At 66.0% G+C, this 24,983-nt stretch carries 22 protein-coding genes; 12 read left to right on the top strand and 10 right to left on the bottom strand.

What is annotated here, in order from left to right; translation table 11 throughout:
• Positions 1-64 precede the first annotated feature (64 nt).
• Complete coding sequence (locus BM115_RS07665) at positions 65-643, top strand: TMEM165/GDT1 family protein (RefSeq protein ID WP_092292319.1); 579 nt, start codon at positions 65-67, stop codon at positions 641-643.
• A 128-nt stretch (positions 644-771) separates the two neighbouring features.
• On the opposite strand, the gene BM115_RS07660 is transcribed toward BM115_RS07665, so the two are convergent.
• Positions 772-1,980: a urate hydroxylase PuuD gene (locus BM115_RS07660; RefSeq protein WP_092292317.1), complete on the bottom strand. Its 1,209-nt coding sequence runs from the start codon at positions 1,978-1,980 to the stop codon at positions 772-774.
• Positions 1,981-2,011: 31 nt separating this feature from the next.
• Complete coding sequence (gene uraH / locus BM115_RS07655) at positions 2,012-2,365, bottom strand: hydroxyisourate hydrolase (protein ID WP_092292315.1); 354 nt, start codon at positions 2,363-2,365, stop codon at positions 2,012-2,014.
• Positions 2,366-2,720: 355 nt separating this feature from the next.
• Between uraH and BM115_RS07650 the strand changes: the two genes are divergently transcribed.
• The 8 genes from BM115_RS07650 to BM115_RS07615 all read left to right on the top strand — a co-directional run bounded on the left by BM115_RS07650 (position 2,721) and on the right by BM115_RS07615 (position 10,007).
• Positions 2,721-3,467, top strand: coding sequence for a GntR family transcriptional regulator (locus BM115_RS07650; protein ID WP_092292313.1), 747 nt, complete (start codon positions 2,721-2,723; stop codon positions 3,465-3,467).
• 171 nt (positions 3,468-3,638) lie between these two features.
• A complete protein-coding gene (locus tag BM115_RS07645) occupies positions 3,639-5,045 on the top strand; it encodes a nucleobase:cation symporter-2 family protein (RefSeq protein ID WP_092292311.1) in 1,407 nt (468 codons plus the stop codon).
• A gap of 228 nt (positions 5,046-5,273) precedes the next feature.
• Positions 5,274-6,218: an allantoinase PuuE gene (puuE, locus tag BM115_RS07640; protein WP_092292309.1), complete on the top strand. Its 945-nt coding sequence runs from the start codon at positions 5,274-5,276 to the stop codon at positions 6,216-6,218.
• The gene (gene uraD, locus BM115_RS07635; RefSeq protein ID WP_092292307.1) at positions 6,215-6,736 is read left to right on the top strand and encodes a 2-oxo-4-hydroxy-4-carboxy-5-ureidoimidazoline decarboxylase; all 522 of its coding nucleotides are present in this window, start codon (positions 6,215-6,217) and stop codon (positions 6,734-6,736) included. The genes puuE and uraD overlap by 4 nt, the downstream gene beginning before the upstream one ends.
• Positions 6,737-6,881: 145 nt before the next feature.
• A complete protein-coding gene (locus BM115_RS07630) occupies positions 6,882-7,997 on the top strand; it encodes a porin (RefSeq protein WP_092292305.1) in 1,116 nt (371 codons plus the stop codon).
• Positions 7,998-8,233: 236 nt separating this feature from the next.
• Positions 8,234-8,911, top strand: coding sequence for a VIT1/CCC1 transporter family protein (locus BM115_RS07625; RefSeq protein ID WP_092292303.1), 678 nt, complete (start codon positions 8,234-8,236; stop codon positions 8,909-8,911).
• A 49-nt stretch (positions 8,912-8,960) separates the two neighbouring features.
• Complete coding sequence (locus tag BM115_RS07620; RefSeq protein WP_255370738.1) at positions 8,961-9,578, top strand: hypothetical protein; 618 nt, start codon at positions 8,961-8,963, stop codon at positions 9,576-9,578.
• Between the two features lie 183 nt (positions 9,579-9,761).
• On the top strand, positions 9,762-10,007 hold the full coding sequence (locus BM115_RS07615; protein WP_092292299.1) for a hypothetical protein: 246 nt from the start codon (positions 9,762-9,764) through the stop codon (positions 10,005-10,007).
• A gap of 130 nt (positions 10,008-10,137) precedes the next feature.
• Here BM115_RS07615 and BM115_RS07610 read toward each other — a convergent pair whose 3' ends face one another.
• Together BM115_RS07610 and BM115_RS07605 are read right to left on the bottom strand one after the other, a co-directional pair.
• Complete coding sequence (locus BM115_RS07610; protein WP_092292297.1) at positions 10,138-12,459, bottom strand: NADP-dependent malic enzyme; 2,322 nt, start codon at positions 12,457-12,459, stop codon at positions 10,138-10,140.
• A 183-nt stretch (positions 12,460-12,642) separates the two neighbouring features.
• Positions 12,643-13,368 (bottom strand): DUF4136 domain-containing protein, encoded by a 726-nt coding sequence (locus BM115_RS07605; RefSeq protein ID WP_092292295.1) that lies wholly within the window; start codon positions 13,366-13,368, stop codon positions 12,643-12,645.
• A gap of 183 nt (positions 13,369-13,551) precedes the next feature.
• Between BM115_RS07605 and pepN the strand changes: the two genes are divergently transcribed.
• Positions 13,552-16,263, top strand: a complete 2,712-nt coding sequence (pepN, locus tag BM115_RS07600; RefSeq protein WP_092292293.1) for an aminopeptidase N — start codon at positions 13,552-13,554, stop codon at positions 16,261-16,263.
• Positions 16,264-16,358: 95 nt separating this feature from the next.
• Positions 16,359-17,375 (top strand): class 1 fructose-bisphosphatase, encoded by a 1,017-nt coding sequence (locus BM115_RS07595; RefSeq protein ID WP_092292291.1) that lies wholly within the window; start codon positions 16,359-16,361, stop codon positions 17,373-17,375.
• Between the two features lie 67 nt (positions 17,376-17,442).
• Here the strand turns inward: BM115_RS07595 and BM115_RS07590 are convergent, their stop codons facing one another.
• The 6 genes from BM115_RS07590 to BM115_RS07565 form a co-directional block, all read right to left on the bottom strand.
• Entirely contained in the window at positions 17,443-18,396 is a 954-nt protein-coding gene (locus BM115_RS07590) for an aldose 1-epimerase (RefSeq protein ID WP_255370737.1), read from the bottom strand.
• Positions 18,369-19,652 (bottom strand): TRAP transporter large permease, encoded by a 1,284-nt coding sequence (locus BM115_RS07585; RefSeq protein WP_092292289.1) that lies wholly within the window; start codon positions 19,650-19,652, stop codon positions 18,369-18,371. Before BM115_RS07585 ends, BM115_RS07590 begins: the two co-directional genes overlap by 28 nt.
• On the bottom strand, positions 19,643-20,092 hold the full coding sequence (locus BM115_RS07580; protein ID WP_092293275.1) for a TRAP transporter small permease: 450 nt from the start codon (positions 20,090-20,092) through the stop codon (positions 19,643-19,645). The genes BM115_RS07585 and BM115_RS07580 overlap by 10 nt, the downstream gene beginning before the upstream one ends.
• 148 nt (positions 20,093-20,240) lie before the next feature.
• On the bottom strand, positions 20,241-21,209 hold the full coding sequence (locus BM115_RS07575) for a TRAP transporter substrate-binding protein (protein WP_369823397.1): 969 nt from the start codon (positions 21,207-21,209) through the stop codon (positions 20,241-20,243).
• A gap of 131 nt (positions 21,210-21,340) precedes the next feature.
• Positions 21,341-22,198 (bottom strand): SMP-30/gluconolactonase/LRE family protein, encoded by an 858-nt coding sequence (locus BM115_RS07570; protein WP_255370759.1) that lies wholly within the window; start codon positions 22,196-22,198, stop codon positions 21,341-21,343.
• A 52-nt stretch (positions 22,199-22,250) separates the two neighbouring features.
• Positions 22,251-23,087, bottom strand: a complete 837-nt coding sequence (locus BM115_RS07565; protein ID WP_092292283.1) for an NAD-dependent epimerase/dehydratase family protein — start codon at positions 23,085-23,087, stop codon at positions 22,251-22,253.
• A 680-nt stretch (positions 23,088-23,767) separates the two neighbouring features.
• Here BM115_RS07565 and BM115_RS07560 point away from each other — a divergent pair.
• The gene (locus BM115_RS07560) at positions 23,768-24,835 is read left to right on the top strand and encodes a porin (protein ID WP_092292281.1); all 1,068 of its coding nucleotides are present in this window, start codon (positions 23,768-23,770) and stop codon (positions 24,833-24,835) included.
• Positions 24,836-24,983 lie beyond the last annotated feature (148 nt).

Here is a 24,983-nt window from a genome sequence, read left to right as displayed (position 1 = left end):
CGGGAAAGGTGTGCGTCATTGGCATCTCGCGATGCGTGTGCGGCCCGGTATCAATCCTATAAGAATGGAATCGTTCCTCGTCTCCACAGGTATCGTCGCGCTCGCAGAAATGGGCGACAAGACGCAATTGCTGTCGCTCGTGCTGGCCGCACGCTATCGCAAACCCCTGCCGATCATCGCCGGCATCCTGATCGCCACCCTCGTCAACCATGGCTTCGCCGGCGCGCTCGGCGGCTGGATCACGCAGGTGCTCGGCGCCAACCTGCTGCGCTGGATCCTCGGCCTCGGCTTTATCGCCATGGCCGGCTGGATGCTGATTCCGGACAAGCTCGACGAGGCAGAGGAAGCCAAGCCGGCCAACGGTGCCCTGAGCATCCTCGGCACCACGATCGTCGCCTTCTTCTTCGCCGAAATGGGCGACAAGACGCAGATCGCCACTGTGGCCCTGGCAGCACGCTTCCATGGCGAAGTGCTGGCCGTCGTGGCAGGCACCACGTTCGGCATGATGCTGGCCAACGCGCCCGCCGTGCTGCTCGGCGACCGTTTCGCCAACCGGATGCCGATCGCCCTCGTGCACAAGATCGCCGCGGTGATCTTCCTTGTGCTCGGCTTGCTGGCGCTGTTCAACGTCGGCGGCCACTGAGACAAGCCAGAGTCGTCGCGCTATAAAAAAACGGGGCTTGCGCCCCGTTCAAACCCTCGCCGGTCCGGTACTGCCGGCCGCCGGGACTGCACAGCCCCGGACCGTCGATCACCGATGCCCGGTCAAATTCAGTTGGTGGTCTTCGCGCCGCCCTCGAACCACTGGCCCAGCAGCGCGCGCTCGTCTTCCGTGATCTGCGTGACGTTGCCCAGCGGCATGGCCTTCTGCTGCACCGCCTGCTGGTAGATCAGCTGCGCATGCGCCTTGATTTCGTCGACGGTATCGAGCTTGATGCCCTTGGCGGCAGTCGGCATCATCTTGGGCGCCTCCGCGTGGCACTGCACGCAGCGGGCGTTCACGATTTCCTGCACCTTGGCGAAGCTCACCGCGTTGGCGGCGTCGCCCGCGGCGTTGCTGGCCACTTGCGGACGCGGCTGCGGCGCAATCATCACCGCCACCACACCCAGCAGCGCCACGCCGGCAGCCGGCCACGCCACGTTGATCTTGCCCTTGTGCTTCAGGATGAAGAACTGGCGGATCAGCACGCCGGCCAGCATGATCAGGATCAGCACCAGCCAGTTCTGCTTGTGCGCGTACGTCATGCTGTAGTGGTTCGACAGCATCGCGAACAGCACCGGCAGCGTGAAGTAGGTGTTGTGCACGCTACGCTGCTTGCCGCGCTTGCCGTGGATCGGGTCCACCGGCTGGCCGGCCTTCAGCGCCGCCACGACCTTGCGCTGGCCCGGGATGATCCAGATCAGCACGTTGCCGCTCATGATCGTGGCGATCATCGCGCCGGTCAGCAGGAACGCCGCGCGGCCCGAAAAGATGTGGCAGGCCGCATACGCCGCCACGCCCACGAACACCGCCACCAGGATGCCCACCAGGCGGTCGCTCTTGCCGAACAGCCGGCAGATCGAGTCGTAGACCACCCAGCCGATGATCAGGTACGAGACCGCGAAGCCGACCGCCGCGCCGGGCGACATGTCGAACACGTTCTTGTCGATCAGGTAGGTGCTGGCGTTGAACAGGTACAGCACCACCAGCAGGCCGAAGCCGGTCATCCACGTGGAGTAGGACTCCCAATAGAACCAATGCAGGTTCTCGGGCAGCGACTTGGGCGCGGTCATGTACTTCTGCGGGTTGTAGAACCCGCCGCCATGCACGGCCCAAAGTTCGCCGCCGACGCCCTTCTCCTTCAGGGCCGGATCGCCGGGGGGCGTCAGGCTGTTGTCGAGCCAGACGAAATAGAACGAGGAACCGATCCACGCGATGGCCGTGATGACGTGCACCCAGCGCAACAGCATGTTGGCCCAGTCGAGAATGTAACCTTCCATGACTTGTCTCCTTTTCCCGTCCGCCTGGTACTCAGCTGCCGCGGTAGGTCGAGTACGACCACGGCGACACCAGCAGGGGCACGTGGTAGTGCGCAGCGGTGTCGGCAATGCCGAAGCGTAGCGTCACCACGTCGAGGAATGCCGGTTCGGGCAACTGCACGCCCTGGGCACGGAAATAGTCGCCGGCGCCGAACTCGAGTTCGTACACGCCTGCCACGAGCGCATCGCCTTCCAGCAGCGGCTGGTCGCAACGGCCATCGTGGTTGGTCACGAGGCGCTTGAGCGTCTCGCGGCGATTGTCGACAATTTTATGAAGGGTGACCGACATCGCCTTGCCGGGCGTGCCGGCGGCCGTGTCGAGAACGTGAGTGGTCAAGCGTCCCATCCTGTTCTTCCTTTGCGGGTGTGGGTTGTGAGGGGCGCCGCTGCCTTCACTAGCACCATTTGTGGGAATGATGCCCGCTCGGTACGTCATTTAACGCATCCCGGCGCTGGATTGGTGCGTGGCGACAATGCGCCCGCCCAACCCGGATGACAACTCGGGGATTTCCCGTACTTGTCGAAAACCTTCTCAGGTTTTGTTGACAATAGTGCTTGCATATCCAAATAATTGTCAACAATTTTTAGATCCACGCGATGACATGACCAGTATCAAGACGCCTGATGTCGGCTTGATACCCACTCGCCAGGATCGTTGCGCCTCCCGATCATCCCCTCTGTCTCCCTTGCGAGTGCCCTGGATGTCCAAGAATCTCAAACTGATTGCCGCCGTGGCCGATGCCCAGTCCACCCTCTCCGACAACAAGCCAGCCCGCAAGGGCTCCGTGGAGGAGCGCATGTACCACGAGATCTACGACGCGATCATGGAGCACCGGCTGCCGCCCCGCACCAAGCTGACCGAGCATTCGCTTTGCGAGATCTATGCCACCGCGCGCCACACCGTGCGCAAGGTGCTCTCCCGGCTGGCCGCGGACGGCATGGTCGACCTCGAACCGAACCGGGGCGCGTTCATCGCCAGCCCGTCCACCGACGAGGCGCACGACATGTTCGAGCTGCGCCAGATGCTCGAGCGCGCCGTGCTGGAGAAGCTCGCCAGCCTGCCCAACGTCCGCACCGTGATCGCCCCGCTGCGCAAGATGGTGGAGTCCGAGCGGCAGGCCTTCCTGACGCATGAGCGCCCGCGCTGGATCCGGCTCTCGGCTGAATTCCACACCGCGCTGGCCGAGCTGTCCGGCAATGCCCTGCTGGTGACGATGATGCGCCGGCTGGTCTCGCGCACCACGCTGATGATCGCCAGCGTGGAGGCCCCCGGCCACAACGCGTGCTCGTTCGACGAACACGACGACATTCTCGACGCACTGGAACAGGGCGACGCCGCCCTCGCCCAGTCACGCATGGCGCACCACCTTGGCGCCTGCGCGGACCGCGTGCAGCCGGACGAACCCGGCAATTTCGATCTTCGCAGCGTGCTGGGCCGCTCCACCTAGCGCGATGTTCCCGCCGCCGGACAACAGCACACCCCTGTTGCCGATGCCAGGCCCACAAATCTCGACGCCCCCAACGCCCGCCAGAGGCACGGCGCGAGACCCTCATAACAACAAGAGGCCATGGACCCCGGCGCGCGTTCCCATCAAAACCAAAGGAGAGGAGACACACCCATGACTTCCGCAAGCACCACGGTCCCCACGGACCTCACCAACGAGCGGCTGCCCTCCGGGCGCCTGCTGGCGCTGGGCCTGCAACACGTGCTGGTGATGTACGCCGGCACCGTTGCCGTGCCCCTCATCGTCGGCGGGGCGCTCAAGCTGCCCAAGGACCAGCTGGCGTTCCTGATCAATGCCGACCTGTTCGCGGCCGGGCTCGCCACGCTGATCCAGGCCATCGGCTTCTGGAAGTTCGGTATCCGCATGCCCGTGATGATGGGCGTGACGTTTGCCTCGGTGGCGCCGATGATCGCCATCGGCAACGACCCCAACGTGGGCCTGCTCGGCATCTACGGCGCGGTGATCGCGTCAGGGGTGTTCGGCGTGCTGATTGCGCCGATGATGGGGCGCATGCTCGGGCTGTTTCCGCCCGTGGTGACCGGCACGGTGATCACGCTGATCGGGGTGTCGCTGATGCGGGTGGGCATCAACTGGGCCGGCGGCGGGCAGCCGACCACGCGCAGCGTGATCGACGGCGTGGTCAAGGACGTGCCCAACCTCGCCTACGGCGACCTCGGCAACCTGGCCATCGCCGGCCTGGTGCTGCTGGTGATCCTGCTGCTCTCGCGCTATGGCCGGGGGCTGATCGCCAACTGCGCGGTGCTGCTCGGCATCGTGATCGGCACGGTGGTGGCGGCGGCGTTCGGCAAGGTCTCGTTCGAGGGCCTGGGCGACGCCAGCTTCGTGGCCGTCATCACGCCGTTCCACTTTGGCATGCCGACGTTCGAGATCACGGCCATCCTGTCGATGTGCATCGTGATGCTGATCACGCTGGTGGAGTCCACCGGCATGTTCCTGGCCCTCTCCGACATCACCGGCCGCAAGCTGAGCCGCAACGACCTGACCGCCGGCCTGCGCGCCGACGGCCTGGGCACCGTGATCGGCGGCATCTTCAACACCTTCCCGTACACCTCGTTCTCGCAGAACGTAGGCCTGGTCACCGTGACCGGCGTGCGCTCGCGCTACGTGGCGGCGGCCGGCGGCGTGATCCTGATCGCGTTCGGCCTGTTCCCGAAGATGGCGCACATCGTGGCGTCGGTGCCCCAGTTCGTGCTCGGCGGCGCCGGCATCGTGATGTTCGGCATGGTGGCCGCATCGGGCATCCGCATCCTGGGTAGCTGCGACTTCACGCGCAACCGGCACAACCTGTTCATCGTGGCGATCTCCATCGGCTTCGGCATGATCCCGACGCTCTCGCCCACGCTGTTCCAGTACCTGCCCAAGTGGACCGATCCGTTCACGCACAGCGGCATCGTGCTGGGCACCATCGTCGCGGTCGTGCTGAACCTGTTCTTCAACGGCATGCAGTCCGCCGACGAGGCCATGCGCAACGCGGCGGCCAACTCCCACGGCACGGAGTGAGCCCGACAATCCTGATCCAACAATCGTATTCAACATTTTTGTCCGACAGTTCTTGACGGTATTTGGCACGCAACCATCGCTAAAACATGTCAACAACGCCGGACTCGCATGAGACGCCTCTGGCACGCGCTTTGCGTAAGTGAAGTCGCTTCAGGCAGGGGCGATGACAACAATCGAAACCTTCGCTCATGCGAGCAGCAGATTTCTCCTGAAGCAGACATATAAGAGATGACACACGATAACTATCCACGCGATCTCATCGGCTACGGCGCCCACCCGCCGCACGCCCGCTGGCCGGGCGGCGCGCGCATCGCGCTGCAGTTCGTGCTCAATTACGAGGAAGGCGGCGAGAACAACGTGCTGCACGGCGACGCCGGCTCCGAGCAGTTCCTGTCCGAGATCATCGGTGCCGCGGCCTATCCCGAGCGGCACATGAGCATGGAAGGCGTGTATGAGTACGGCTCGCGCGCCGGGGTCTGGCGCATCCTGCGCGAGTTCGAGCAGCGCAAGCTGCCGCTGACGATCTTCGGCGTGTCGATGGCGCTCCAGCGCCATCCTGAGCTGACGCGCGCGTTCGTCGAGCTGGGCCACGAGATCGCCTGCCACGGCTGGCGCTGGATTCACTACCAGAACATCGACGAAGCCACCGAGCGCGAGCACATGCGCATCGGGATGGAAATCATCAAGGAATTGACTGGCGAAATGCCGCTCGGCTGGTACACGGGCCGGGACAGCCCCAACACGCGCCGGCTGGTGGTCGAGCACGGCGGCCTGCTATACGACGCCGACTACTACGGCGACGACCTGCCCTTCTGGACCGAGGTGGAAGTCACCGGCGGCAAGAAGAAGCCGCATCTGGTGGTGCCGTACACGCTCGACTCGAACGACATGCGCTTCGCCACGCCGCAGGGCTTCAACACGGGCGACCAGTTCTTCCAGTACCTGAAGGACGCGTTCGACGTGCTCTATACCGAGGGCGACCCCCAGGGCCAGGACCGTCCCAAGATGCTGTCGATCGGCATGCACTGCCGGCTGCTCGGCCGCCCGGGGCGCTTCCGCGCGCTGCAGCGCTTCCTCGACTACGTGCAAGCGCACGACAAGGTATGGATCTGCCGGCGCGTGGACATCGCCCGACACTGGATCGAGACCCATCCGCACGGGAGCCAGGCATGAGCACGACCTACACCCTCGCCCAACTCAATACGATGCCCGAGGCCGAATTCGTCGAAGTACTAGGCGGCATCTACGAGCATTCGCCCTGGTTCGCCGAGACGGCCGCACGGCAGCGCCCGTTCGCCGATGCCGCCGCGCTGGCCGCTGCGCTGCGCGGTGCCGTCGATGCCGCGGGCGAGGCCGCCCAACTCAAGCTGGTGCGCGCCCACCCGGAGCTGGCCGGCAAGGCCGCGGTGCGCGGCGAGCTGACTGCGGAATCCACGCGCGAGCAGGCCGGCGCGGGACTCGACCAATGCACGGCCGAGGAGTTCGAACGACTGCAGGCGCTCAACGCCGCCTACAACCAGAAATTCGGCTTCCCGTTCATCCTGGCCGTTCGCGGCTATGACCGCCACGGCATCATCGACGCTTTTGCAAGCCGCCTCGAAAACCCGCCCGAGGTGGAGTTGCAAAGTTGCATCAATCAGATTCATCGCATTGCGCAGTTCCGGCTGAACGACTTAGTATCCGCGACTTAGTCGCCGCGTCACCCATCGCGCGGCAACTGGAGAAGAGAGAGAGAAAGATAGGCAGCAACGTTCGGCACACCAGAGAGACCCAGAAGGGTTCCGGCACACACAAGAAACGTTCTGAGCAGGCATCACAACCACGGAGGTCTTTACCATGCAGAAGCAGTACAACTACAAGCCGGCGTCCAAGCCGGCGATCAAGCTGGCGGCCGTCGCCGCCATGCTCTTTTCCGGCGCGGCCATGGCCCAGTCCAGCGTCACGCTGTACGGCCAGGCCGACATGTTCGTCGGTGGCGTCAAGAGCCCGGGCAACGGCGACCGGGCCTTTGTGGCCAATTCGGGCGGCATGCAGACGTCGTACTGGGGGATCAAGGGTGTCGAGGACCTGGGCATGGGCACCAAGGCCATCTTCGACCTGAACGGTTTCTTCCGCACCGACACCGGTTCGATGGGCCGCTTCAACGGCGACTCGATGTTCAGCCGCAATGCCTACGTCGGCCTGCAGAACAACACCTACGGCTCGGTCAAGCTCGGCCGCAACACCACGCCGTACTTCGTCTCGACGATCCTGTTCAACCCGCTCGTCGACTCGTATGTGTTCTCGCCGCAGATCTTCCACACGTACTTCACGGTCAACAACGGCCGGCTGTACGATCCGGGCATCATCGGCGATTCGGGCTGGAACAACTCGATCGTCTACTCCACGCCGACGTTCGGCGGCCTGACCGCCAACTTCATCTACAGCCTGGGTGAGTCGGCCGGCAACAACAGCAAGAACAAGTTCGGCGCCAACCTGACGTACTTCGCCGGCAACTTCGCCGCGACGGTGGCCTACCAGCAGGTCAAGTTCGACAGCACGCCGGGCGACCTGACCGGCTCCACCGGTAGCCCCAACAGCCCGTACATCCAGGGCTTCGACAAGCAGAACGCCGTGCAGGTCGGCCTGTCGTACGACTTCAAGGTCGTGAAGGTGTTCGCGCAGGGCCAGTACATCAAGAGCGACGTCAACGCCAACGTCAACGGCGACATCAAGCACATGGACGGCCAGGCCGGCGTCTCGGTGCCGGTGGGCGCGGGTAACGTGCTGGCGTCGTACGGCTACGTGAAGACGCTGAACGAAGTGGCCAGCTTCAAGCGCAACACGTTCGCGGTGGCCTACGACTACAACCTGTCGAAGCGCACCGACGTGTACGCAGCGTATTTCTACGACAAGATCACCGGCCTCGAGCACGGCGATACCTTTGGCGTGGGCATGCGCCACAAGTTCTGATCCGGGTCACCGGTCAGTAAGAGGCCGTTTCGGCGGCGATGCCGTCCAGCCAGGTGCTGGACGGCATTTTTTTTGGGCCGCACACGGACGGTGCATCATGATGCACGCCCCATCGCGTCCTCATTCCGGCTACCAGCGGCGATTGGCGCGATCGGGCCTTTCGGCCAAGCGAATCCTTGCAAAAATCCGCCTATAAATAGGTCAGGCTGGCGGCACTTTGCGAGGAACGACGCCTCATGAATCCGAATCAGATCGCCATCGAGAACGCAGCGGAAACACGCGAGCCCGTGCTCGATGTCGTCGATCGCGTGTCAGAGATGTTGTTTGGACTGTTCATGGCCCTGACGTTTGTGGGCGCCGTCTCCACTTCGGTCGGTCCAGACGCAGGGCACCTGATGCTACGCGCGGCCTTGGGCTGCAACCTTGCCTGGGGGCTCGTCGACGCGGTCATGTTCCTCGTGCGGACGCTGGCCAACCGCGGCCAGCGGATCAAGCTGGCGCTGGCGGTGCAGCACGCCGCCGATCCCGCGGAAGCCGTGCGGATCATCCGCGACACGCTGCCGCCGGTGATGAGGACGCTGGTCGACGACGCCGAACTCGAAGCCATCCGCACCCGGCTGGCCGGCGCGACCACCCTGCCGTCGCGCCCCGCCCTCGACGCCGCCGACTGGCTTGGCGCGGTGCGCATTTTCTTCATCGTCGTGCTGTCGACGTTCCCGGTGGCACTGCCGTTCGTTCTGATCGACCACGTGCCGCTTGCGCTGCTGATCTCACGCGCGCTCTCGATGATCATGCTGTTCGTGGGTGGCATGGCGCTCGGGCACTATGCAGGCTTTGGCGCCATACGCGCTGGCATCGGCATGCTGGCGTTGGGTCTGGCGCTGACCATGGCGGTCATCGCACTGGGTGGCTGACATGGGCCCCCGATGCCGGGCGATAGTCGGCGGCGTCGGCGGCGTCGGCATGGCAATGGCAATCGCCATGGCCTGCCAGGACGCGCATGCCGAAGCGGGGGAAAACGAGAAGGAAGCCGGCGGCCCGGAGAAAAGCCTCGCCGCCACGGCCTACTGGAACATACCGCGTCATGGCGAGCAGTATGTGACCGGCATCGTCGGCGCGAATGTTGGCGCGCTGCGTCTGGAGACGCGGGTCAACTACGAGGCGCGACGCGCGATGTCGGCCTTCGTCGGGTGGACGTTCGCCGGCGGCGAAGCCCTCACCTACTCCGCTACGCCGATCGTGGGCTGGGTCGGCGGCGACGTCCGAGGCCCGATCGGCGGCCTGGAGGCCAGTCTTGCCTGGCGGAAGTTCGATTACTACATCGAGATCGAATACGTGCATGACCAGCGCGAGCGCGAATCGAGCTACGTCTACGCGTGGAGCGAACTCGCCTATCGGCCGGCGGACTGGCTCCGGCTCGGCCTGGCGGTGCAGCGGACGCGCGCCTATCAGTCGGATCGCGACATTCAACGCGGTCCGTTTGCGCAGGTGACGTTCAAGCGGGTCACGGCGGGCGTGTACTGGTTCAATCCTGCTTCGTCGGCGCAGGTGGTGGTGGTGTCGATGGGGATCGCGTTCTAGCGCAGCGGATGGCCAGGACGGCGGCGATTGCTGCGCTGCGGGATAGATGCCAGGATCGGAAGCCGGCGCTCCATAGGCGGATTCAATTGGCGACTGCCCCGCCCGCTGCATAGATTAATTGTCCGGACTGTGGGCCGGACCACGAACCAGCGCGAATCCCGCGGCGAACCAAAGAGGTGACTCATGAGGCGCTATGCGAAGACCCGGTCGGAATTGATGGCTATCCTGAGCCAGTGCCTGGACAACAACCCTGAATGCGGCGAGGCGGAACTTCACGCGATGCGCGTGCACCAGCCGGACCATACGGGTTGCAACTGGAGCGCTGAGGTTGATTTTCGCGAGGATACCTTCGACGACCTGTCCCATCGCATGGCAGCGGCACGCTCGATCATCGTGGTAATGCGGGAGCAGTACAACGTGCTGCAATAGTGCAATCGCCCCGCCGACGCGCTGGCAACCCCGGCAGACGCTGCCAGCGCACCGACATGAAAAAACCGGGCCTGAGTTTCCTCAGGCCCGGTTTTTCTTTGGTACCGGCGGTTTCGGCAGGTAGCGCGGCTTAGCGCACCGCGCTCGACTCCGCGACGGCCACGGCCGTCATGTTGATGATACGCCGCGTGGTGGCCTGCGGGTTCAGGATGTGCACCGGCTTGGCCGCGCCCAGCAGGATCGGGCCCACCGTCACGCCCTGTCCGCCCGTGATCTTGAGCAGGTTGAAGGCGATGTTGGCGGCATCCAGCGTCGGCATGACCAGCAGGTTGGCGCTGCCGGCCAGCTTGGTGTTCGGCAGGAAGTGACGGCGCACGTCCTCGACCAGGGCGGCATCACCCTGCATCTCGCCTTCCACTTCCAGTTGCGGCGCCACCTTGGCCAGGATCGCGGCGGCGTCGCGCATCTTGCGTGCCGACGGGCGGTTCGACGAGCCGAACATCGAGTGCGACATCATCGCCACCTTCGGGTGCAGGCCGAAACGCTGGATTTCCTCGGCGGCCAGTTGCGTGATGGCGGCCAGTTCCTCGGCGCTCGGGTCGTCGTTCACGAACGTGTCGGTGATGAACAGCGTGTACTTCTCGAGCATCAGCGCGTTCATCGCGGCGAACACCTTGGCGCCCGGCGCCAGGCCGATCACGTCGCGCACGTGCTCCAGGTGGGCTTCGAAGCGGCCCACGGTGCCGCACAGCAGTGCATCGGCATCGCCCATATGCATCAGCATGGTGCCGATCAGCGTGTTCGAGCGGCGCAGCGCCACCTTGGCCATGTCCGGCGTCACGCCATCGCGGCCGCGCAGCGTGTGGTAGGCCTCGTGATAGGCGCGGTAGCGCGGATCATCCTCGGGGTTGATCAGCTCGAAGTCCACGCCCGGGCGCAGGCGCAGGCCGGCCTTCTCGATGCGCATCTGGATCACGTGCGGACGGCCGATCAGGATCGGCTTGGCCAGGCCCTCGTCCACCACGCCCTGCACGGCGCGCAGCACGCGCTCTTCCTCGCCCTCGGCGTAGGCCACGCGCTTCGGCGCAGCCTTGGCGGCCGAGAACACCGGCTTCATGATCAGGCCGGTGTGGTAGACGTAGTGCGTCAGTTGCTGGCGATAGGCTTCCAGGTCCTGGATCGGACGCGTGGCCACGCCCGATTCCTCGGCGGCCTTCGCCACGGCCGGCGCGATCTTCTCGATCAGGCGCTGGTCGAACGGCGTCGGGATGATGTAGTCCGGGCCGAACTTCAGCTCACGGCCACCGTAGGCGGCGGCCACGGCGTCGTTCAGCTCGGCTTCGGCCAGCTCGGCAATCGCCTTCACGCAGGCCAGCTTCATTTCCTCGGTGATCTTCGTCGCGCCGCAGTCCAGCGCGCCACGGAAGATGTACGGGAAGCAAAGCACGTTGTTGACCTGGTTCGGATAGTCCGACCGACCCGTCGCGATAATGCAGTCCGGGCGCGCGGCCTTGGCCACTTCCGGGCGGATTTCCGGTTCCGGGTTCGCCAGCGCCAGGATGATGGGCTTGTTGGCCATGGTCTTGACCATCTCGCCGGTCAGCACGCCGGCGGTGGAGCAGCCCAGGAACACATCGGCGTTGTTGACGATGTCGGCCAGCGTGCGGTTGGACGTGTCCTGCGCGTAGCGGGCCTTGTTGACTTCCATGTTGGCGTCGCGGCCCACATAGATCACGCCCTTCGAGTCCACCACGGAGATGTTCTCGCGCTTCAGGCCCAGGCTCACCATGGTGTCCAGGCAGGCGATGGCAGCGGCGCCGGCGCCCGACACGGCCACCTTCACGCTGCCGATTTCCTTGCCCACCACCTTCAGGCCGTTCAGCAGCGCCGCGGCCGAGATGATGGCCGTACCGTGCTGGTCGTCGTGGAAGACGGGGATGTTCATGCGCTCGCGCAGCTTCTTCTCGATATAGAAGCACTCGGGCGCCTTGATGTCCTCGAGGTTCACACCGCCGAGCGTGGGCTCCAGCGCGGCGACGATCTCGACGATCTTGTCCGGGTCGCGGGCATCGAGTTCGATGTCGAACACGTCGATGCCGGCGAACTTCTTGAACAGGCAGCCCTTGCCTTCCATCACCGGCTTGCCGGCCAGCGGGCCGATGTCGCCCAGGCCCAGCACGGCGGTACCGTTGGTGATCACGGCCACGAGGTTGGCGCGCGAGGTGTACTCGGCGGCCATCGACGGATCCTTGGCGATCTCCTCGCAGGCGTAGGCCACGCCCGGCGAGTAGGCCAGCGACAGGTCGCGCTGGTTGGACAGCGCCTTGGTGGCGGTTACCTGGATCTTGCCCTTGGTCGGGCTGCGGTGATATTCCAGCGCGGCGAGACGCAACTGCGCTTCAGGGCTATTGGGGGCATGTTGCGGTGCATCACCGCTTGTCTTGCTGCTCATTTGCTCGTACCGGAAAAAATCGAGGAGCCATTCTAGCCCAGCCATTTCGCGGCTGGTTGCGCTTTGCCGCGTGCTGGCGGGGGTTTTTGCGCGATTCACGCGCAAAACTCCTTTTACCGCACGGTAGGCAATCGCCTTGTCTTATGGATGAACCAGCGCGCGTCCCATGCGCCGCGCCGGGGATTACTTCTTGTCCTTGTCGACTTCCAGCGTCACGCGCCGGGGCCGGCCGCTCTCGGACGGGAATTCGGTCAGCGCGCTGCGGATCATGTACGGCATCACGCCCGCCAGGCTGCCGCCCTCGGTGGTGTTGCGCGCCGTGATCTGGTACACGCGCTTGCCGCTCGCGGCGTCCTTGAAGAAGATGCGCAGGCTGGAGAACGTCACCGGCACGTCGCGCACCACGGTCTGCGGCGGCCAGTAGCCCGGATAACCCGGCCCCCATCCCCACGGGCCATAGGGCCGGTAGTAGCCGCCGTACGGCCCCCAGTACGGTCCCCACGGGCCGTACCAGGGATCGGAATAGTAGGTTTCGGCCACGCGCACCATGCCGGGCACGGCGCCGTAGTCCATGCTGACGAGGTAGCGCGCCTGCGCCGGCGGCTTCTGCTCGAAGCCCACGCCGGCCAGCGCGTCGACCAGCCACGCCTGGTAGGTCTCATATTCGAGCTGGGAGTCCTGCGCGGAGAACTGCTGGGCCTGCGGCTGCTGGGCGGCGGGTTGCCCGGCCTGCCCTGCCTGACCGGCCGGTGCCGGCATCGGCGCACGCTCGAAGGCGTAGGTGCGCGGCGCGTCGTTTTGCCACCCGGCCTGCCGGAAGGCGGTGACCTCGGTGGTCACCGTGCTGGCGCAGCCAGCCAAACCCAATACCCCCAGCGCTCCAAGCGCCACCACGGCCCGTCGACCCATCCCTGCCACGGCATTCCACATCGCGATACCTCGTTCTTGTTCGTTCGTCCTACCAGACTTCAGACACGGGCGCTCTCCCGGAATTCCCCGCCGCCCTTGGCTACAATGGGGACTTCCGCGGAACCTCCGCACCGCCACCCGCCGTGGCGCCCGCCCCCGGTCACTCCGAAGACAGGATTCCCCATGCTGCGCACCGATACGCCCGTTACCGTCTATCGCAAGGACTATACTCCGCCCGCCTTCGCCATCGACCACGTCGACCTGGTGCTGGAGCTGGACCCGCAACGCACCGTCGTCGCCAGCACGCTGCGCTTCCAGCGCGCGCCCGGCGCGGCCGGCGACGCCCCGCTGGTCATGGTCGGCGAAGCGCTGGAGCTGCTCGGCGTGACCCTCGACGGCCAGCCGTTCGCCAGCGCGAAGGAAGACGCCGGCACGCTCACGCTGACCGGCCTGCCGGCGCAAGGCACGCTCGTCATTACCACTGCCTGCAATCCGGCGGCGAACACCACGCTGTCCGGCCTCTACGTCTCCAACGGCAACTTCTTCACTCAGTGCGAAGCCGAAGGCTTCCGCCGCATCACCTATTTCCTCGATCGCCCCGACGTGATGGCGACCTACCGCGTCACGCTGCGCGCCGACCGCGCCGCCAGTCCGGTGCTGCTCTCCAACGGCAACCTGCTGTCGGAGCGCGCCTTGCCCGATGGCCGCCACGAGGCCGTCTGGGAAGACCCGTTCCGCAAGCCGTCCTACCTGTTCGCGCTGGTGGCCGGCAAGCTGGCCTGCATCGAGGAACGCATCACCTCCGCATCGGGCAAGGAAAAGCTGCTGCAGGTCTGGGTGGAGCCGCAGGACCTCGACAAGACCCGCCACGCCATGGACTCCCTGATCCATGCCATCCGCTGGGACGAGCGCCGCTTCGGCCTGGAACTCGATCTCGACCGCTTCATGATCGTCGCCGTGAGCGACTTCAACATGGGCGCGATGGAGAACAAGGGCCTGAACATCTTCAATACGAAGTACGTGCTCGCCAATGCGCAGACGGCCACGGACGTGGACTTCGCCAATATCGAGTCGGTGGTGGGGCATGAGTACTTCCACAACTGGACCGGCAACCGCGTGACCTGCCGCGACTGGTTCCAGCTCTCGCTCAAGGAAGGGTTGACGGTGTTCCGCGACCAGGAGTTCTCGGCGGACATGATGGGCTCCGAATCCGGCCGCGCGGTGAAGCGGATCGAGGACGTCCGCGTGCTGCGCCAGGTGCAGTTCCCCGAGGATGCCGGCCCGATGGCCCACCCGGTGCGCCCGGACAGCTACGAGGAAATCAACAACTTCTACACCGTCACGGTCTACGAGAAAGGCGCCGAAGTCGTGCGGATGTACCAGACCCTGCTGGGCCGCGACGGCTTCCGCAAGGGCATGGACCTGTACTTCCAGCGCCATGACGGCCAGGCCGTGGCCTGCGACGACTTCCGCGCCGCCATGGCCGACGCCAACGGCCGCGACCTGACCCAGTTCGGGCTCTGGTACAGCCAGGCCGGCACGCCGGTGGTCAGCGTGAAGACCGCGTGGGACGGCGCCGCCGGCACGCTGGCGCTGACGCTGACCCAGCGCTGCCCCAAGGTCGGCATCGAGACCCGCGCGGGCACGCCCGAGAAGCAGCCGTTCCACGTCCCGTTCGCGGTGGGCCTGATCGGTGCCGATGGCGCCGACCTGCCGTTGCACCTCGAAGGCGAGTCCGCCGGGGAAGCCACCCAGCGTGGCACCACCCGCGTGCTCGACTTCACGCAGGCCGAGCAGACCTTCCGCTTCACCGGGCTGCCGCGCGGCGACAAGGCGCCCCTGCCCTCGCTGCTGCGCGACTTCTCGGCGCCGGTCATCGTCGACTATGAATATTCCGATGCCGAACTGACCTTCCTGCTGGCCCACGACAGCGACGCCTTCAACCGCTGGGAAGCCGGCCAGCGCCTGGCCACGCGCGCGCTGCTGAAACTGGTGGGCGAGGTGCAGGCCGGCCGCGAACTGAAGCTCGATCCGGCGCTGGTGGCCGCCTTCCGCGCCGTGCTGACGGACGGCTCGCTGAGCCCGGCGTTCCGCGAGCAGGCGCTGATGCTGCCCGCCGAAGCCTATCTGGCCGAGCGGATGGGCGTGGCCGACCCGGCCGCGATCCACCATGCCCGCCTGTTCATGCGCGAAGGCCTGGCCAGCGCGCTGCAACGCGAGTGGCTGGCCGCATATGAAGCCAACGCCACTCCGGGGCCGTACAGCCCCGATGCGGACGCGATGGCCCGCCGCGCGCTGCGCAACCTCGCGCTTGGCTATCTGGCCGACAGCGGCGACGCCGCCATGCAGGCGCTGGCCGACACCCACTACCAGCAGGCCGACAACATGACCGACCGCGCCGCGGCGCTCTCGGCGCTGGTCAACAGCTTCGCGCCGGGCCGCGAGCACGCGCTGGCGGACTTCTACCAGCGCTTCGAGCAGGATGCGCTGGTCATCGACAAATGGTTCTCGCTCCAGGGCATGCAGCGTGGCGACGTGGGCCCGCACGCCGGCAAGCGCACCATCGACACCGTGCGCGCGCTGATGGACCATCCCGCCTTCAACCTGCGCAACCCGAACCGGGCGCGCTCGCTGATCTTCAGCTTCTGCTCGGGCAATCCGGCGCAGTTCCATGCCGAGGACGGCTCCGGCTACGAATTCTGGGCCGATCAGGTGCTGGCGCTGGACGCCATCAACCCGCAGGTGGCCGCCCGGCTGGCGCGGGTGATGGATCGCTGGCAGAAATACGCGCTGCCGCTGCGGGACCGCATGCGCGCCGCGCTGGAGCGCGTGGCGGCGTCCCAGACGCTCTCGCGGGACGTGCGGGAGATCGTCGGCAAGTCACTGGCTGCCTGACCCCGCCGGCTGAGGACGGAGCGGCAACCATTCGTAAAACTGCGATGTCTGTAGCGGCAGACATGTAGAATTGCGGCCATCGAAGGAGAACCCACATGACACGCATCAGCCTCACCCGCTATCTGGTCGAGGAGCAGCGCAAGCACAACACGATCCAGCCGGAGCTCCGGCTGCTGATCGAGGTGGTGGCGCGCGCCTGCAAGGCCATTTCCAACGCCGTGAGCAAGGGCGCCCTCGCGGGCGTGCTCGGCTCGGCCGGCACCGGCAACGTGCAGGGCGAGACCCAGCAGAAGCTGGACGTCATCGCCAATGAAGTGCTGCTCGACGCCAACGAGTGGGGCGGCCACCTGGCGGCGATGGCCTCGGAGGAAATGGACTCGTTCTACGAGATCCCGAACCGCTATCCGAAGGGTGAGTACCTGCTGCTGTTCGATCCGCTCGACGGCTCGTCGAATATCGACGTGAACGTGTCGATCGGCACGATCTTCTCGGTACTGCACATGCCCAAGCCGGGCCAGACCGTGACCGAGCAGGACTTCCTGCAGCCAGGCACGCATCAGGTGGCGGCCGGCTATGCCGTGTACGGCCCGCAGACCACGCTGGTGCTGACGGTCGGCAACGGCGTGCACATGTTCACGCTGGACCGCGAGGCTGGCAGCTTCGTGCTGACCCAGTCGGACGTGCAGATTCCGGAAGACACCAAGGAATTTGCGATCAATATGTCGAACATGCGTCACTGGGCCCCGCCCGTGCGCGAGTACATCGACGAATGCCTGGCCGGCGAGGAAGGCCCGCGCGGCAAGAACTTCAATATGCGCTGGGTGGCGTCGATGGTGGCCGATGTGCACCGCATCCTGACCCGCGGCGGCGTGTTCCTCTATCCGTGGGACAAGCGCGAGCCGGAGAAGCCGGGCAAGCTGCGTCTGATGTACGAGGCCAACCCGATGGCGTTCCTGGTCGAACAGGCCGGCGGCGCGGCCACGAACGGCCACGACCGCATCCTGGACGTGCAGCCGACGCAGCTGCACCAGCGCGTGTCGGTGGTGCTCGGCTCGAAGAACGAGGTGGACCGCATCACGCGCGCCCACCGGGAAGCCGAAGGCAAGGCGTAAGCCAGTCCCTCTCTATATATAGGGGGATGCAGGACAAGACAGGGCGCTCCGGCGCCCTGTTTGCATATCAGCGCGGCACCTCGATGAGCCACTGCATGCGGAACGTGACCGACTCCCCGGGCGCCAGCGCGCGCAGGCCGGTGCCCTCCCAGCCCCGGGCGCACAGGTTGACGGCGTCAGCCACGTGCGAGACCGGCTCCAGGCAGACGAAGTCGCACCCGCCGGGCGCATGGAGGATCAGATGCTCGAGCGGCTCGGCGGCGCGCAGGGTCAGCGTGGCGCCGTCCGCGCGTCGCAGTGTGGCCTGGCGCTTCCAGCCGCTGTAGTAGACGGAGAGGTCCGCATCGGGCAGATGACGCTCGCGCAGGAAGGCCTCGCGCCGCCCGATGGCCGCACGGCCCGTGGCCACCCCGCCGCCGTCCGCCGGCCAGACGTGGGCCGCATCGAACTGGATACGCAGACCGGGCGGCCGGGCGAAGAACGGATGGAAGCCGCCGCCCACCGGCATCGGCGTATCCCCCACGTTTCGGATGTCGAGCGCGGCGGCGAGGCCCGCCTCGTCCAGCACCAGCGACTGCCGCGCCAGCACGGCCCAGGGCCAGTCGGTGCCGGGCGGATGCTGGAGCGCCAGCGTGATCGCATTTTCCTGAGATTCCACCACCTGCCACGGCCGGACGTGCCCGAAGCCATGCATCGCGTGCGGCTGGCCCGGATGCGGCGGCAACTGGACCTCGCGCCCCTGCCAGCGGAAGCGGCCATCGCGGATGCGGTTCGAGTACGGCAGCAGCGGACAGCTGCCGGCCTTGGGCCAGGCGCGGGCCTCGAAGCCCTCGCGCAGCGCCTCGGCCGGCATGGGTGCGAGCCAGTCGATGGCGGTGCCATCGGCGCGCGTGGTGGTCAGCGCGGCCATGCGGCCACCGGCGGCGGGCGCCACGGTCAGGACGTGGGCGCCCGCGCGCACGGTGTGCAGTGCGCCGGGGGTCAGCCAGCCGCTCACTTCAGCAGCAGGTCCGGCAGCCACATCGAGAACGCCGGCACGTAGGTGACCATCAGCAGGGCCGCCAGCAGCGCCCCGTAGAACGGCCAGATCGTCTTCATCACCTGCCCCACCGACACCCCGCCGATGGCGCAGCCGACGAACTGCGTCGTGCCAACCGGCGGCGTGTTCAGCCCCAGCGCGCAGTTGATCAGCATCATCATGCCGAACTGCACCGGCCCCATGCCGAAGTGCTGGCAGATGGGCAGGAAGATCGGCGTGCAGATCAGGATGGTCGCGGCCATGTCCAGGAAGGTGCCGAGGATGAACAGCATCACGTTCACCATCAGGAAGATCATCCACGGACTGGTGGACAGCGAACTCAGGAACTGCCCGGTCAGCTCGGCCACGCCATAGAGGCTGATCAGGTAGCCGAAGGTGCCGGAAATGCCGATCAGCAGCAGCACCACGCCGGTGGTCTTGACCGCCTTGGCCGCGGCCTTGACGAACTGCTCGCGCGTCAGCGAGCGGTAGACCAGCACAGTCAGCGCCAGCGCGTAGAGCACCGCCACCGCCGCCGACTCCGTCGCCGTGAACACGCCCGACAGGATGCCCACCAGGATCAGCACCACCACGAACAGCCCGGGCAGCGCCGCCGCCAGCGAGTGGCCGACGATGTCCCAGCCCGGGAACTTGCCCGCCGGATAGCCCCGGCTGCGCGCCACGAAGTAGGCGGCGGCCAGGTTGCAGATCGTCAGGATCAGCGCCGGCAGCACGCCGGCCAGGATCAGCGCGGCAATCGACACCTTCCCGCCCGCCGCCAGCGTGTAGATGATCATGTTGTGGCTGGTCGGCATCAGCGCGCCGACCAGCGCCGCGTGCGTGGTCACGTTGACCGCGTAGTCGGCGTGGTAGCCCTCGCGCTTCATCATCGGGATCATCACCGCGCCCATGGCCGACACATCGGCCACCGGCGAGCCGGAGACGCCCCCGAACAGCGTGCACGCCAGCACGTTCGACATGCCCAGCCCGCCGCGCACATGGCCGGCCATCGACTTGGCGAAGTTGACGATGCGGTCCGCGATGCCGCCGTACAGCATCAGCTCGCCGGCGAAGATGAAGAACGGGATGGCCAGGAACGAGAACGCGTTCATGCCCGAGGTCATCTGCTGGAACACCACGGCCAGCGGCAGGCCCTCGTACAGGATGGTGATGACCGCCGACAGGCCGATCGAGAACGCCACCGGCACGCCAAGGACCAGCAGGCCGAAGAAGCTGATGGAGAGAATGATCAGTGCCATGCCGGCTCCACTTCCGTGCCTTTCAGCACCGCAATGATGTGTTCGATCGAAAACAGCACGATCAGCGCGCCGGCGATCACCGGCGGCAGATAGCGCCAGCCCTCGGAGATGCCGAGGGTGGGCAGCTTGTAGTCCGCCACGGACAGCGCCAGCAGCGCGCAGTTGTAGGCCATGACCGCGCCGAAGGTGCCGACCAGCACGTGGATCAGCAGCTCGATCTTGGTACGGATGCGTTCGGGCAGCAGCACCAGCAGGGACTCCAGGCCGATGTGGCCGGCGTCGCGCACGCCCACGGCCGTACCGAGCATCGTCACGTAGAGCACGAGCAGCATGGCGATGGTTTCGGCCCAGGTGGGCGTGTCGTTCAGCACGTAGCGGCCGAACACCTGCGTAAGCACGGCAAGGACCAGCAGCACGAGCCCGGTCACGCCCAGCGCCATGCAGGCGCGGGCCAGCGTGGCGCAGAAGCGGGTGTAGAAGTTGACGCCGGCGGGGCCAGCGGGGCTGGTGACAGGCGCCGGAGCGGGCCCCGGCGTGCCGTCCACCGGCGTGGCCGGGGTGGGGGAAGACGAAAGCATGATGGGGCCCTTACTTCGTATCCTGCGCGCGGCGCACGAGGTCCTTCATCTGGGCGCTGGTGATGAAGCGGTCATAGACGGGCTTCATCGCGGCCTGGAACGAGGTCTTGTCGACGCTGATGATCTGCACGCCGGCGGCCTCCACCATCTTGCGCGACTTCAGCTCGCGCTCGTCCCACAGCTTGCGCATGTACGGCACCGAGTCCTTGGCGGCCTGGCGGACCATCGCCTGGTCATCCTTGGACATGCGGTCCCACATCACCTTCGAGAACAGCAGCATTTCGGGCGCCATCGAGTGCTCGGTCAGCGAGTAGTACTTGGCCACCTCGAACTGGCGCGAGCTTTCGTAGCTGGGCCAGTTGTTCTCGGCGCCATCGACCAGGCCGGTCTTCAGCGCGGTGTAGACCTCGCCCCACGGCATCGGCGTGGCGTTGGCGTGCATCGCCTCCAGCAGCGAGACCCAGAGGTCCGACTGCTGCACGCGGATCTTCATGCCCTTGGCATCGGCCAGCGTGCGGATCGGGCGCTTGGTGGTGTACATCGAGCGCGAGCCGCTGTCATACCAGGCCAGGCCGATAAAGCCGTTCTTCTCGCACGACTTCAGGATGTCGTCGCCGATCGGGCCGTCCAGCACGTGGCGCATGTGGTCGGTAGAGCGGAACAGGAACGGCATCGTCGGGACGATGGTCGCCTCGCAGATGTTGTTCATGGCCGCCGAGTTCACGCGGACCATCGAGAGCGCGCCGATCTTGGTCTGCTCGATCGCATCCTTCTCGCTGCCAAGCGAACCCTGCGCGAACACCTTGACCGTCAGCCGGCCATTGGAACGCTGCTTGAGCAACTCGCCCATGTGGCGCACGGCCTGCACGGTCGGGTAGTCCTCGGGGTGGATGTCAGCCGAGCGCATGTCCGCGGCCTGCGCGGCCATCGGCATCGCCACGGTGGCCAAGGTGGCAGCAGCGGCGGCCATGGCGGCCATCAGGGCGCCCAGGCGGACGCGCGGGAGTTGGGTAGAAAACATGAAGTGCCTCCGGATTTGTAGTTTTTCGATCAAGACTTCAAGACTTGGGGCTTGCGGGCAAGCAATGCGGTGATACGGCAATACGGGTGTCAGGCGCGCAGCGTGGGCTCCTCGAGGCCGCGCACGCCCGGTTGCAGCGCGAACACCGCGCCCGAGAGCGGATCGGTGTCATCGGTGCGGATCGACGTGACATAGAGGGTGTCCAGCCCGGCGCCGCCGAACGCGCACATCGCCGGCTTGGCCACGGGCACCGCCAGCGACCGGTCCAGCCGGCCGTCGGGCGTGAAACGGTGGACCTGCCCGGCGTCGTTGCCGCAGATCCAGTAGCCGCCCTCGGCATCCACGGCGGCGCCGTCGGGGCGGCCCGGGTAGCGGTTCATGTCGATGAACAGGCGCGGGTTGGTCGGCGTGCCGGTGTCGGTGTCGTAGTCGTACGCCCACACGGCCTGCCGCGCGGGGTGCGAATCGGACAGATACATGGTGCGGCCATCGGGGCTGAAGGCGAGCCCGTTGGGGGTGATCAATTCGTCACGCATGACGTCCAGTGCGCCGGTGGCGGGGTCATGGCGATAGAGCTTGCCGTCGGGCGCGGCCAGCGACATGTCCATGACCATCGTGCCGGCCCAGAAGCGGCCTTGGCGGTCACAGCGGCCATCGTTGAAACGCATGCCGGCGCGCGCATGGTCGACCGTGGCCACGCGTTGCAGCGACGGTGTGGCCTGCCCCGGCACCAGCCGGGCCACACGGAACAGCCCGGTCTCCATCGCCAGCAGCCAGCCGCCGTCCGGCGTCATCGCCATGCAGCCGGCCATCTCGGGCAGGCTCCAGTGGTCGGTCTGCCCGCTGGCCGGGTCGTATCGCCACAGCGTGCGGCCGGGAATATCGGTCCAGTACAGCGCGGCCTCGGCGGCGTGCCAGACGGGGCTTTCGCCCACGCCGCAGCGCATGTTGCCGATGCGTTCGATCGGGGTGACTTGCGAAACTTGGTCGCTCACGGCGTCAGTCCCCGAACGGGCCGGCCTTGACGAAGGCGCCGCCCTGGTACCAGCCCGCCGAATCATCCGCCGGCAGCGGCGGCACCGATTCCACCTTGGCCCGGAACTGCTCCGACGACTCCACCGGCCGGAAACCGAGCCGCGCCGCCTTGCTGTTGTCCCACCAGCTATCGCGGTTGGCCGAGGCGCCGTAGACGATCGTGAAGCCCACTTCCGGCACGAAGACCGCGCGCTTGATCAGCTGCTCCAGATCGTCGTAGCCGAGCCAGGTGACCAGCATGCGGCGGTCCTTCGCCTCCGGGAACGACGAGCCGATGCGCAGCGCCACGGTCTCGATGCCGTAGCGGTCGAAATAGAAGCTGCCCAGCTGCTCGCCGAACGCCTTGCTCACGCCGTAATAGCCGTCCGGGCGCGGCGGCGAATCGGCGTCGAGCACCTCGCCCTGCTTGTAGAAGCCAATCACGTGATTGGAGCTGGCGAACACGATGCGCCGCACGCCATGGCGCCGCGCCGCCTCGTAGAGGTGGTAGGTGCCCTGGATATTGGCCGGCAGGATCTCCTCGAACGGACGCTCCACCGACACGCCACCCAGATGGACGATGGCATCGACGCCCGCCACCAGCGCGTGGACGGCCTTGGGATCAGACAAATCGCAAGGCACGACTTCTTCCTGCGCGCCTGCCGGGCCGAGGTCGGCGATATCGGAGATACGCACCACATCGGCATAGCGCTTCAGGCGGTCACGCAGGACCTTGCCGAGGTTGCCGGCCGCGCCGGTCAGCAGGATGCGATGGCAACGGGTGACGACACCGTCGAGCGGATCTTTGGGGGCGAGGGACATAGGTTCGGGATGCGCTGGCGTGGCCCCGCCAAGGGCCTCGCGGGATATGTGGATAGGTTGATTGATCTGTCGTCATACAACGTGACTGGAATCTAATCGTCCGTCAACCTGCGGTCAAGGCGGTGCAACGTCAGTGAATTCCCTAGAAGTTTTAGTTTGCAGACAACTGAAACGGATTGGCGCGTATTGGGGTTTAGGATGATTTTGGTGCTTTGAAAACGGTGTCTTTTGACAGGGGCCGGCGAGACCCATCGACCGGAGATCGGCCATCCATATGGATTGGCTCAAATCCATCGGCAGCGTCCAGGCTTTCGTGCATCGTCCCTGCATCGACGACGGCATCTCGGCGGAGATGCCGAAATGTCTGCCATCCGACCATCCTCCCGCAAAACTGACAGGCGGCTCTAGTGTTGCGCGCTGACTAATGTCTCGTCCTATGTCTTGCGATGTTATTTTTCTGTAAGGTACGATGTCATAGGACATCTGACGACTTGGGTTGCCTTTCCCAACCCCGGAAATCAGCGGTCCCGGCGCCCCGGATAGCCAGTCCGGGGCTGCCTTCACGCCACGCCGGTGCAGGTCAACGCCTGAGCCAAGGACGTCGCAGAAGTCCACAAAGAAACAGGCACCGGCCATTCCGCAACAACAACCGATAACGAGCCAGGATGGAGACGCAAACCATGAAGCGAGCCCTCGCGCCCTTCTTCACTACCGCAGCACTCGGCGCCGCCGCACTGGGCGCCACGGCGCCCGCCCACGCGCAATCCAATGTCACGCTGTACGGCATTGTCGATACCACGATCCGCTACACCTCGAACGAATCCGCCGCCGGCAACGGCAAGGTCCAGATGACCGACGGCGTGCTTACCGGCAGCCGCTGGGGCATGTACGGCCTGGAAGACCTGGGCCGCGGCTACCAGGCGCTGTTCGTGCTCGAATCGGGCTTCTCGCCCGACGCCGGCCAGAGCCTGCAAGGCAACCGCCTGTTCGGCCGCAAGGCATACGTCGGCCTGCAGGGCGACTTCGGCACGGTCACGTTGGGCCGCCAGTTCACCGTGATCCACGAAGTCATCGCCAGCTACGACGCGATGGCGCTGGCCAACCTCGCCATCGTCGGCTTCCAGGGCGGCAACTACACCGGCGGCGTGCGCCAGGACAACATGATCAAGTACTCGGGCCGGTTCGGCGGGTTCTCGATCGCGGCGCAGCACGCCTTCGGCGAGGTGGCGGGCAGCTTCTCAAACTCGTCCTCCACGGGCGCCAGCGTGAGCTACGCCTCGGGCCCGTTCATGGTCGGCGGCGGCTACCAGATCATGCGCGACACGGCGGCGTACTACGGCGTGGCCGTACCCGTAAGCGACCAGAAGGTCTGGACGCTCGGCGGCACCTACAAGGTCGGCCCGGCCACGGTCTACCTCGGCTACACCAACAGCAACGTCGACAACGCCGGCTACAAGAACCAAGCCGGCTACCTGGGCCTGCAATACGCGTTCACCAACGCGTGGTCCGTGATCGCGACCGGCACCTACGACCACCTGAAGCACGGCGACGACTCCGGCAACCGCTTCACCGGCGCCCTGATGCTCGACTACGCGTTCAGCAAGCGCACGGACGTGTACCTCGAAGCCGACTACACGAACCTGACCGACGCCTGGCGCACGCTGGGCGGCCAGTCCACCTTCCAGACCCCCTTCTACGGCCACGGCAGCCGGGTTGGCGTGATGGCGGGCCTGCGCCACAAGTTCTGATGTGACGCCTGTGGCGCGCCGCCGGCTTTCCGTGTTGTTCCGGCGGCGTTGCCACAGCAAGAATCGCGCAAAAAATCCGCACAGGGGTCTTGCCAAACCCAAAACTCACCGCTAAGATTGCGGGCTCAGTTCGATTGTTTCGCAAGCA

This window comes from Cupriavidus sp. OV096 (genome assembly GCF_900115455.1).
Classification (GTDB): domain Bacteria; phylum Pseudomonadota; class Gammaproteobacteria; order Burkholderiales; family Burkholderiaceae; genus Cupriavidus.
The sequence above is the reverse complement of the archived record's forward strand: the minus strand, read 5'-3'. Positions and strand labels throughout refer to the sequence as shown.